This window comes from Tenacibaculum soleae (genome assembly GCF_030549005.1).
Classification (GTDB): Bacteria; Bacteroidota; Bacteroidia; order Flavobacteriales; family Flavobacteriaceae; genus Polaribacter; species Polaribacter soleae.
In genome coordinates this window covers 1-11,160 of the sequence record NZ_JAUOSW010000015.1, presented here as the reverse complement: position 1 = coordinate 11,160, position 11,160 = coordinate 1, and the positions used below count along the sequence as shown (strand labels likewise).

General features: G+C 28.0%; 13 protein-coding genes. All 13 read left to right on the top strand.

Annotated elements, in window-relative coordinates; genetic code table 11:
- Positions 1-90: 90 nt before the first annotated feature.
- The 13 genes from Q4586_RS13660 (at position 91) to Q4586_RS13600 (ending at position 10,888) form a co-directional block, all read left to right on the top strand.
- Positions 91-600 (top strand): hypothetical protein, encoded by a 510-nt coding sequence (locus tag Q4586_RS13660; protein ID WP_303529911.1) that lies wholly within the window; start codon positions 91-93, stop codon positions 598-600.
- A 140-nt stretch (positions 601-740) separates the two neighbouring features.
- Positions 741-1,895: a DUF3800 domain-containing protein gene (locus Q4586_RS13655; RefSeq protein ID WP_303529909.1), complete on the top strand. Its 1,155-nt coding sequence runs from the start codon at positions 741-743 to the stop codon at positions 1,893-1,895.
- A gap of 11 nt (positions 1,896-1,906) precedes the next feature.
- The gene (locus Q4586_RS13650; protein ID WP_303529907.1) at positions 1,907-2,539 is read left to right on the top strand and encodes a hypothetical protein; all 633 of its coding nucleotides are present in this window, start codon (positions 1,907-1,909) and stop codon (positions 2,537-2,539) included.
- A gap of 155 nt (positions 2,540-2,694) precedes the next feature.
- Positions 2,695-3,396: a hypothetical protein gene (locus tag Q4586_RS13645; protein WP_303529905.1), complete on the top strand. Its 702-nt coding sequence runs from the start codon at positions 2,695-2,697 to the stop codon at positions 3,394-3,396.
- A gap of 159 nt (positions 3,397-3,555) precedes the next feature.
- Entirely contained in the window at positions 3,556-4,350 is a 795-nt protein-coding gene (locus Q4586_RS13640; RefSeq protein ID WP_303529901.1) for a hypothetical protein, read from the top strand.
- 173 nt (positions 4,351-4,523) lie between these two features.
- On the top strand, positions 4,524-4,949 hold the full coding sequence (locus Q4586_RS13635) for a hypothetical protein (protein ID WP_303529899.1): 426 nt from the start codon (positions 4,524-4,526) through the stop codon (positions 4,947-4,949).
- Positions 4,950-5,135: 186 nt separating this feature from the next.
- A complete protein-coding gene (locus Q4586_RS13630; RefSeq protein WP_303529897.1) occupies positions 5,136-5,651 on the top strand; it encodes a hypothetical protein in 516 nt (171 codons plus the stop codon).
- A gap of 63 nt (positions 5,652-5,714) precedes the next feature.
- On the top strand, positions 5,715-6,254 hold the full coding sequence (locus Q4586_RS13625; protein WP_303529895.1) for a hypothetical protein: 540 nt from the start codon (positions 5,715-5,717) through the stop codon (positions 6,252-6,254).
- A 152-nt stretch (positions 6,255-6,406) separates the two neighbouring features.
- Positions 6,407-6,985 carry a hypothetical protein gene (locus Q4586_RS13620; protein WP_303529893.1) on the top strand — a complete coding sequence of 193 codons (579 nt, stop codon included), beginning with the start codon at positions 6,407-6,409 and terminating at the stop codon, positions 6,983-6,985.
- A 262-nt stretch (positions 6,986-7,247) separates the two neighbouring features.
- Positions 7,248-7,676: a hypothetical protein gene (locus Q4586_RS13615; protein ID WP_303529891.1), complete on the top strand. Its 429-nt coding sequence runs from the start codon at positions 7,248-7,250 to the stop codon at positions 7,674-7,676.
- Between the two features lie 141 nt (positions 7,677-7,817).
- Positions 7,818-9,368, top strand: a complete 1,551-nt coding sequence (locus Q4586_RS13610) for a phospholipase D family protein (RefSeq protein WP_303529888.1) — start codon at positions 7,818-7,820, stop codon at positions 9,366-9,368.
- A gap of 187 nt (positions 9,369-9,555) precedes the next feature.
- Positions 9,556-10,203: a hypothetical protein gene (locus tag Q4586_RS13605; protein WP_303529885.1), complete on the top strand. Its 648-nt coding sequence runs from the start codon at positions 9,556-9,558 to the stop codon at positions 10,201-10,203.
- Positions 10,187-10,888 carry a PIN domain-containing protein gene (locus Q4586_RS13600; RefSeq protein ID WP_303529882.1) on the top strand — a complete coding sequence of 234 codons (702 nt, stop codon included), beginning with the start codon at positions 10,187-10,189 and terminating at the stop codon, positions 10,886-10,888. The genes Q4586_RS13605 and Q4586_RS13600 overlap by 17 nt, the downstream gene beginning before the upstream one ends.
- Positions 10,889-11,160: the final 272 nt, after the last annotated feature.

Here is an 11,160-nt window from a genome sequence, read left to right as displayed (position 1 = left end):
TTGGAATTTCCTCTGGTTCGTTTTTGTTTACTAATTTAGTTGCTGAAACACGCAACGAAATCATACACAAACACGTTGTGCAACATATCTATGAAAGCAGACATAATTAACACAAATTATATTTTTAACCATAAAATTGTGAAAATATGGAGAATTACACTCCTTACATATGGAATAATACTGATATCTATTACATCAATTTATGAATTGAAAAAAATTTATGAATATGAATTGACTATTTCAATTATTTCTTCATTCTTTATGGTAACTGGGTTTATTATTACTATTCTAAGTTCATTTATCTATTCTAGGGTTGGAGAATTTACCTTCCGTGAAAATAAAATTGACTTGACTTTAAAAGAATCTGATTTATGTTTTGACCTTACTCAAATTGAAAAGTTGACTTTAGAAAAAGAGTATGGAAAATTTTACTTTTTTAAAATTAATAAAACAGAATTCGTGGTTGAATTGAATAAATCACAAATCTCGGAATTGAAAATGACTTTAAACAATTTAGGAATTGAAATAAATAGCAGATATTTTTTGAAAAAAATTTTTGATTGGTTTAAGAAAAAAAATACGTTGCACAACACCGTATAAACTTTATTGCTGGTTTTAGCTCACTTGGGAAATTCCTCCGGAATTTCGCCGTTCGTGTTTTATTTACTAAATTCACTGCTTAAACAACGCAACAAAGCTTATACAAACACGTTGCCCACAATTAGAAAAAACCGTACTATTTGACAAAAATTTTAGCACATATTGACGAGTTCGGAACAAACTCAATAGAAACTCAAAAAGATGGAGTTTCCTCGCATTTCTTAATCTGTGCTACTCTGATAAAAGAGGAGAATTTAATACCCGCAAAGAAAATAATTGATGAAGTTAGAAAAACTCATTTTCAAAATAGTGAAATTAAGTCCTCAAACGTAAAAAGAGCAAAACACACAAGAAGACTTACAATTCTTAATGAACTAAATCAAATTGATTTCACTATTTACTTGATAGTAGTTGACAAAGAAGAAATTAATTCAGAAGGATTAAGCATCAAGGAATCTTTTTATAAATATTTTAATAAGTTATTAGTTACAGACCTGAATAGAATTAACAATAAAATCACATTTATTGCAGACCAAATTGGTACTACTGAATATCAAAAAAGTTTTCAAAAGTATATTGAGAATAAAGTTACACAGTACGATTTATTCAATGAAACCAAACTATTTGAATTTAGCGATAGCAAGGAAAATAATTTAGTCCAATTAAGTGATTTTATTGTTGGCAGTTTAGCCAAATGTTTCGATAAAAAACATTTTCAAGAAAATTCATCTGAATATCTTACGCTATTAAAAGATAAACTTAATGTTAGATTTTGGCCTAATAACATTGCCAACTATTTAAGAACAGATAAAGAAACAGAAAATTTTGACCCAAAAATCGCTGAACTTTCTCTGAATTTAGTTAAAGATTATATTGCAAAAAATGAAAAGAAAGATGAGACAGATTTTATTGCTCAAATCTACCTTTTAAAATACTTAATGTTAATTCAAAAAGTTAGTCCGCATTATTTTATTCAAACACACGAATTAATGGACAAACTTAAAAATGAAATTGGATTAGAATATTCTGTTAGACTATTTAGAAAAAACATTATTGGAAACTTAAGAGATAACAATGTAATTATTGTTAGTTCAAATAGCGGTGGATATAAATTGCCTGTAAATAAGTCGGATTTAACCGAATTTGTAAATCGCTATAATAGTATTTTACAACCAATGCTATCGAGAATGAAAAAATGTAGAGATTCAATATTATTAGGAAGTATGAAGGAAATTGACATTTTGGATTATCCAGAATTTGACTCATTAAAAGAAATAATTGAACTAAAAAAATAGGATTAAAGTCTATGGATAAAAATCAAGTTTGGTACGCAAGTTATGGTTCTAACCTTTTGGAGGACCGATTTAATTGCTACATAAAAGGCGGCAAACCAAAAGGTTCAAATAATTTATATAAAGGTTGCACAGACAAAACTTTACCAACTGAAAGCGAGGAAATTTACATAAAAAGCGAACTGTATTTTGCTAATAAATCTAAAAGTTGGAATGGAAGTGGCGTAGGATTTATCAAAACAGATTTTGACGAAAGTAAAACGACTTTAGGTAAAATGTATCTTATCACAAAAGAACAGTTCATAGAAGTTGTTAAACAAGAAACAAATAACAAAGGAGAATTAAACATTGATTTCGAAAAAGCACAAAAATCAGGTTCTCTTATTTTTAGAGAAAAATCTTGGTATGGAAATCTATTGTATTTAGGAGAACAAAATGGAAATCCAATATTCACATTTACAAACGAGAGAAACCTAACCGACAAAATAAACGCACCAAACAAAGAATATCTTTCGATGATAATTAGTGGTTTAAAAGAAACCTATAATTTATCTGATTTAGTAATTAAAGAATACTTTGAAAGTATGGAAGGAATTAAAGGTAATCCAATAGAAAAAGAATTAGAAAAATTAATCAGAAAAGAATAAAAAACTGTGGGCAACACCGTGTATAATTAATGGCTGGTTCTCGCCTACCTACGAAAATCCTCGCGGATTTTCTATTCGGTTTTTATTTGCTAAATTAGGTACTTAAACACGCCACTAATCATACACAAGACCGTTGGCAGTAATTAAAAAGCAAAATGAAATTAGAACATTTTAAATTAAATAACAAAAATGAAGTAAAGCTGTTTTGTGAACGTTTAGACAAATTTCAAGAAAATAAAGTTGGTTATTCATTGCCGTATATAGATTTAAATATAGCTTTTAAAAATCTTCAAGATTATGAGCAAGGAGCTAGATTATTTACAGCATTACTTGACTTGAAAATAAATTTTGTTATGTTGAATATCGATTTTACAAACGCAGGAGGAGCTTGGAATAATTTTTTTTCAAAAGGAAAGTTAGAAGATGGCTCTGTTTTAGATAGCCAAATTAAATTTAATGGAAAAGCAGAAATGCAATATTATAACGGGAATTTTATACCAAAATATCGTGCAATTTGGGATAAAATAATGGGAATAATGATTTTAATGTTTAAACCTGAAAGTTATGAAAAATATAGAAAGGCAAAAAGCAGAAAAAAAGAGTTTCAAAAACTTGCTTTAGAAATTCAACAAATACCAAATGAATTTGCTGAAAATATAATCAAAGGGATTACTGATTTTGACAATAATTTTAGAACACCAGAAGTCCATGGAACTGGAAAAATAAGAAAATGGAGTTTCACGATGTATTCACTTCACGAAACACCTTTAATTGAACTTCAAAAATATTGGAATTGGTTATTACCTATATTATCAGAAACTGATAGAATTTTAAAAGGAATTGAAAAAAAAGAATAACTACTGCCAACACCGTATATAATTTATTGCTAGTTCTAGCCTACTTACGAAAATCCTAACGGATTTTCTATTCGGTAATTATTTACTAAATTAGTTGCTTGAAACACGCAACAAACCATATACAACAACGTTACCTGCAAGCTGAAAAAACCAAAGACAATGAATGAACTACATCCAATACAATTTTACTTTGAGTTACCAATTTACACTCGAATTGATTTAAATAATCCAGATACTTTTAGACATTTTGAAAGATTAATGGATTATAATGGAAACGTTGATTATTATAGTCCAAGTCTTAAAGAAAATACAACTTATTCAATTTCGGCAGGAAGAATGGAAAGTTTGGATTATTTTTTCACTTATGGTGGTATTAACAGATGTATATTAACTTGTGTAAGAACTAGAGCTACTGTTGATATTTTCATATACTATGATAAAAAGAAAAAAATAGTTCAAAAAATCGGGCAAATCCCTTCAATTGCAGATTTTCACATTAATCAAATAAAAAAATATAATAAAGTTTTAACTAAAAATCAGTTAAAAGAATTTACACGTGCAATTGGTTTAGCAGCTAATGGAGTTGGAATTGGGTCATTTGTATATTTACGTAGAATTTTTGAAAACCTGATTGAAGAAGCACACCTATTAGCAAAACAAGATGCTGGTTGGAATGATGTTGAATATTCGAAACAAAGAATGGCAGAAAAAATAGAACTTCTGAAAAACCATTTACCCGAATTTTTAGTAGAAAACAAATCTTTATATGGAATTTTGAGTGTAGGAATTCATAGTTTAAAAGAACAAGACTGTTTAGCATATTTTGAGACAGTAAAAGTAGGTATTGAATTAATTCTTGAAGAGAAACTCGATGCTTTTAAAAAGAAACAAAAGATTGAGGAAGCGAAAAATAAAATTGCTTCTTTGACAAGTACAGTAAAAGGAAAGAAATAACCAGCAGGTAACACCGTATATAATTTATTGCTAGTTCTAGCTTACTTACGAAAATCCTTGCGGATTTTCTATTAGGTTTGTATTTGCTAAATTAGGTGCTTAAAACACGCAACAAACCATATACAACAACGTTGGCAGCAAGTAGAGGAAGATCCTCCGATTAAAATTTAATTATGAAAATTATATTCTATCTTTTATTAACTTATTCAATAAATAGCTATTCTCAAAAGACAAATATTGTGAATATCTCATACAATTTGAAGAATGAGATTATAAATGAGAAGAACAGGAAAATAATTGAAAAAAACGGAAATACAACTTTCTATATTAATGGAAATTATTTTGAGTATAATAAAAAATCAGAATTAATGAACGTGAAAAAAAATGAAATTGAAAAATTCACCTTTAACACTCTTTCTGAAATAATTATTTATAGAAACAAATTAATAGACGAAAACATTAAAAACTCTGAAAAGAATGGAAAACTTAAAATTTTGGAGAATTCAGAGGTTTTTAAGGAGATTTATATATATGAAAAGAGAAACAATTCAATATTAAAATATCCTGTAACTTGGCTAGAAGTTATAGAATGTCAGTGAAATAAAAAAGGAAAAACCAGCAGCCAACACCGTATATAATTCATTACTAGTCCTAGCCTACTTACGAAAATCCTCGCGGATTTTCTATTTAGTTTGTATTTGCTAAATTAGGTGCTTAAAACACGCAACAAACTATATACAAAAACGTTGGCAACAAGCTGAACAAAATCCCGAATGAATCAAAATATGGAACAAATATTTGAATTAGAAACTGCCGAAAAATATAACGAAGCATATTCTGAATATCAAAAACTGATTTCGGAAAACAATTCGGATTTTGAAACGTGGAAATATTATTTTTTCTTTTTATGGTCTATGCTTGAAGATGTCAATGGACAATTTAAGAAAGATATCAATTTACGAACTGAATTGGAATCTGAATTAAAAAATGGACTGTATAAATACTCGGAATTGGCTGAATTTAATTTTATCGCTGGATATACGATTTCAATTTTCCCATACGAATTTGGAGATTACGAAGAGTTGGAAATTAAAGGAAAAGAAATGCTTAAAAAAGCGTTCGAATTGGAACAATCTAATCCGATTTACAAAATGGTTTATTTAGGCTCAAAAAGTCTGAATGAGAACGAGCAAAGTTTATATAAAAAGGCTTGTGCTGAATCAAAACTAATTTTAAAAACAAAATATAGCGGAAAAGGTTTATTAAACGAATATTATAATCAAGTATTTAATCGTGAATAAAAAGCCAATTGCCAATAAGATGAAAAGATGAACTTAATACAAAAACAAGCTGAAGATTACCATATGTACAATTTCAGCGAAGGAGAAAATCATAAAGTATTTATTCAAGGAGTAAGAACCGAATTATATGAATACAGAAAAGATTCGCATAAACTTGAATTTATAAATACTTTACTTAAGCTATTAAAATTGGGTTATGATGAGCATTTAGAATCCTGTCAGTATAAAAAAGACAGACTCAAATGCGGAATTAACACGAATTATGAAAATATACTCTTCTTTATTCAAAATGAGAAGGATGAAATAATAGAAGGTTTAGATTCGTCAGAATTTTCAATTCCAGAACGAAATATTAACAATGAAAGTTTGACAAGAATAGTAGATGACCTAAATAAAATTAAACTCGGTCAAGAACTAACTTATAATGACTTATACGATGAACTTCAAGAATTAAAAGAATATTATTTTTTAAACAAAAAACATTGGACTCAATTGTTCATAGGTAGAATAAGTGAAATGGTTGCTGGTGGAGTAATTAGCGAAACTGTTTCTAAAGAAATAGTGAGTACAGTATTGAAAAATTATCAAGGATTAATAAACTAAAAGCCAGTTGCCAACAACGTGTATAATTCATTGCTAGTACTCGCCCACTTGCGAAAGTCCTAGCGGACTTTCTATCTGTGTTTTATTTGCTAACTTTAGTGCTTAAACACGCAACGAAATCATACACCAGTCCGTTGGCTTTAATTAAAAAAATGAAATACTTAACCTTAATTTTAGTAATATATTCTAATTTATTTTTTTGTCAACAAGCAGAAATTAAATTCAAGAACTTAGAATTACTTGAAGACAAAACCATGCTATTTGAAATAAATGGAATTAAAATAGAACCTAATAAAAAAACTTATAAAATACCCATAAGTAATAATATTGACACTATCTTCTTTTATTATAACTATACTAAATCAGATAAAAAAATTCAATCTTTTGCTAAATTTAAGAAAAACAAAAATTATATAATTAGAATTAATATGTGTAGTGGTTATGAACTTTATCCTGAACAGAAAGCTAAAACAGGAAAAATTAAAATCATTGACACTAAAATAGATAGAAATAAAAGTGTTTCATTTTGTGCGGAGGAGATTATTCTAAACAAAAAAAAATCTAAATATGAAAAATGTCATCCATCAGCTATGTGTAGATTCTCTTACCAAAAAATAGACTTAATTGAAAAATATGATGAAATTTTAGATTCATTTAATTTTCATTTTTTACACGGAGAAAGATTAAATTTGAAAATTAATGAAAGTAGAATACTCTTTAATGTGAAGTAAACTAAAGCCAACAATGTATATAGTTAATACGGGTTTAGTGTTTAATTCAAAGTTTTGTGTATATTTACTAAGTCCGTCAAATCATTTTGATTTGACTTTAGTACAGAAAAAATAAAGGCAAACAAAATGCTTTGCCTCGTGCTAAATTGAAAGTCTGCTGACTTTCTATTCCCGCACTAAACCATATACGCAACGTTGTGTGTAATTACTCAACTGAACTCAAAAAAATGATATGAAACAATTTAACTTAAAAAAATAATTAATGAATGAAATAAGTTTACCATATCATTTAATAATTCCAAGTCTAATTTCAATTTTGATTTTAGGAACAATAATTCTGAAAAGGAAAAAACTATTTGCAAATAGAAAATGGAAATCGTTTTGGATAAGTACAATAATATTTTTCGGAATTTATCTTCTGATTGTTGGAGGAGCAACTTATGCTGACATTTCATCGGAAATGGCTTTGCGAAAATTTGACTTGAATGGAGATGGAATGTTTAATGGTGCTGAAATTACGCCTGAATTAAAAGTTGCGCTAAATAAAGTGAGTTCTGATACTGGGAGAAATTTTTCGTTTATTACTAGATTGATTTTTTCTGGAATTATTACATTTTTTATCTTTCTAATTGGAAAAGCAACTGAACGAATGAAAACTGAAAATAAAAAAACTACACACAACACCGTATAAAATTAATTGCTGGTTTTAGCTCACTTGGGAAATTCCTTCGGAATTTCGCCGTTCGTGATTAATCTAGTAAATTAGTTGCTTGTAACACGCAACTAATCTTATACAACAACGTTGGCAATAATTTAGAGAAAAACCGAGAATATGATAGTAGAATTCATTGGACACGGAATAAAAGGAAACAAAAAAACTGTTGGAGATTATATCTGTAGTTCTCTGAATGACAACACATACAATTCATTTACAGCATTTTCAGCATTTACTAAAATGTCTGGAATAAACTCTATAAGAGAAGAATTACTAAAAGCAAAAGAAGATGGAAAATCTATCAAATTTTATTTAGGAATAGTAGAAAAAGGAACTTCTAAAGAAGCTCTTGAATTTATGATTGACAACTCAATTCCTACTTGGATTTTTTGTACAAGTAGCTCAATAATGTTTCATCCAAAAATATACTATTTTGATGGAGAGAAAAAAACTAGATTTATAACAGGTTCTTCTAACCTCACAAAACCTGGATTATTTGACAATATTGAAGCTTCTACTTTAATGGAATTTAATCCAACAGACACACAAGGTCAAAAGTTTAAAAAGCAATTTCTCAAATATTTTGAAACAATATTAGACGGAACTGACCAAAATGTTGAGAAATTGGACAAAGGTGTTTTAAAAGATTTAATCGAATCAGGTTTTGTATTTGATGAAAGTCATACAAGAGATGATTTTAATTTTACAAGCAAAAACAAAAACTTATTTAACAAACGAAAGAAAAATAAATTTAAAAAAGAGGAATTAGGAGATTTAGAAACTTTTAAGACTAGAAGAGGTAGTTCAATGTATGAAGATACTGTGACTCAATATTATTTAGACAATTGGGAAGGACTTTTTGAAGAATATTTAGAATATTCAGAAAAAGAAAAACGTAAAACAGTAGCTAGAGATTATGAAAACCATAGACTTTATACTTGGTACAGAAAACAAAAAATATTTTATTCTAAAAAAATAATTCCAACAGAACATTTTGAAAAATTAGAAAAAGCTGGTTTCTATTTTGGAGATGCCAATGAGTTAATGTGGCAAAATATAGAAGAAGAATGGCTTGATGTTTTATTAGATGCTATTCTAGACAAAGAAGATATTCGAATGAATCACAGATATGTCTATAAAGATAGAAAACTTGGTACTTGGTTAGTTGGTGTTAGACAAGCAAATAAAAAAGGAAAAAAACTTGAATTAAAAAAACTTATAAATGATTTAGGTTTTTATTTTAAAGATACAAGTAGAGCTACTAATGATGTTATTGAAAGGTTTGTAAAGGATTTATCAGAAAGTGAAAATCCTTCAAAAATGAATTTTAGGAATAGATTCAATAGTAAAGTTTCAAAAAACAAAAATAAAATATCAAATACACTTAGATTAAAAGTAGAAGAAGTCTGGAAAACTAAGTTTAAAGAAAATTTAAAATGGGAAGTTTCATCTAGAACCGTTGATAAAACAGAAGAATGGAAAGCTTTTCGCTATGATAAAAAAAGAAATCCAGAAGGAAAATGGTTTAAAGGTCAATCACACTTAGGTGAATTATATTATTGGGTTTATCATAAAAAAAAGGAAAAAAGAAAAATGGATTTAGTTATTGACAAGTTTAACAGAACAGAATTAAGGGAATTAAAAGCTGAAGGTTTTCCAATTGAATAAAAACTATTGCCAACACCGTGTAAAATTAATTGCTGGTTTTAGCCAATTTACGAAAGTCCTCGCGGACTTTCTATCTGTGATTTATTTACTAACTTTAGTGCTTAAAACACGCAACTAATCTTACACAAACACGTTAGGCTTCATTAAAAAAACTGAACTGAAATATCCAAAAAATAAAAATATGAGTATGAAAACATTTAAAGAATTAAAAATAATTTCTGAACCCGAAAAATTGTCAACATTGGTTGTGAAATTACAAACAGTCGATTTAGATAGGTTTTTGTACAATTCTGAAAAAACTCTCGATTACGCAAAAATGATTGGCAAAAAGTCAGATCAAGTTTTAACATTTGAGAGCCCTGAAATTAGAGGTGCTGTTGCCTATGTATGGTTAGTAGCTGATGAAAATGAACTAAAAATCACTAATATTACTCCCAATAAATCAGGGCAATTGAGCATTGAGCAGTATAATTCCATCTTAGATGAGTTTAATGATATTATTATAAAACAAAACATTGACAACCAGTATCAAGTAATTATATCAAGTGATAGTAAAACAATTATCGATTATGCAGGGTTAAAAGTTTCTGAAAAGCTTCAAGTCTGGATTAATTCGGCCAACAAATCTACTTTAAATACACATCCTTTAGATTTTCAAAGGTGGGCAAGTTTTTTAATCTCAGCTCATAAAAATCAATCAGAATTAACTTCAGTACAACTTGAAAAGTACTTAATTGAAGAAATCGGAATTCCTGATGATGAATTAGTTAATAAAATAGCTATTGACTATGAATATGGACGTGACTTATTAAAAGAGTATGATACAGACAGATAGTTTACAAATAATTGAACCTGATAAGATTTTAGAAAATATACCTCCCGAATGTAAAAATATTTACTTTTGGGATACTTGTGGGTTATTGGATATTTTTAATCTTGTAATTGACTCAACAAATGATTCATTTATTCAAACACTTAAAAGAATTATTGCACAGATAGACAGAGGTGAAGCTATTTCCGTCTCTTCAGTAATCGTCATTTCTGAAATTAAAGACAATTATCCAGAACCGTATGGACAGGCTGATAAGTTGATTAATGAAACATTAAAACAATATAATAAGCTAATGAAATACCTAGTTGGTCTTGGAATGTCAGAAGAAGCTTCTGAAATAAGCAAAAACTCCATTGATTTATTACCTACTCTTGAACGTATTGTCCAAAATTTATTAAATAAAACATATTTTATCAATGACAATTCTTATTTAAAATTAGCTAGAGATAGAGTTGTTTCAAAAGTACCTCCTGGTATTAAAAATGAATTTAAAGATTGCGTGATTTGGGAAACGTGTATAGATTTATCCAATTACAAGGTTAATGGTGAAAAATTGTTTTTTATATCATCAAATGAAAGTGATTTTGGAAAAAATGGAAAAAGGTTCTCAAAGATAACAGAAGATTGTGCGGAATACTCTATTGATTTCATACACAAAATACACGAATTATATACGCATACGGAATAATAACGAAGCCTAACAGTGTATAAAAAACATAGGGCATTTGTGGCTTAACCGAAAGGTCTGTGAATATTTACAAAGTCCACTAAATATAAAATTTGGCGTTTATAGAACAAAAGATAAAAACAAAATATTTATATTTAGCTAAGTAATAAACCGAAACGTAAGTACTTATCAACTGCCCTACGTTTCTTATACTAAACGTTGGGTTTAATGCAAAAAAATCTCGTTGAATTTCAAAAATTTTAGTCTTTTAAGAACAAAAAAAGTTATTTAAT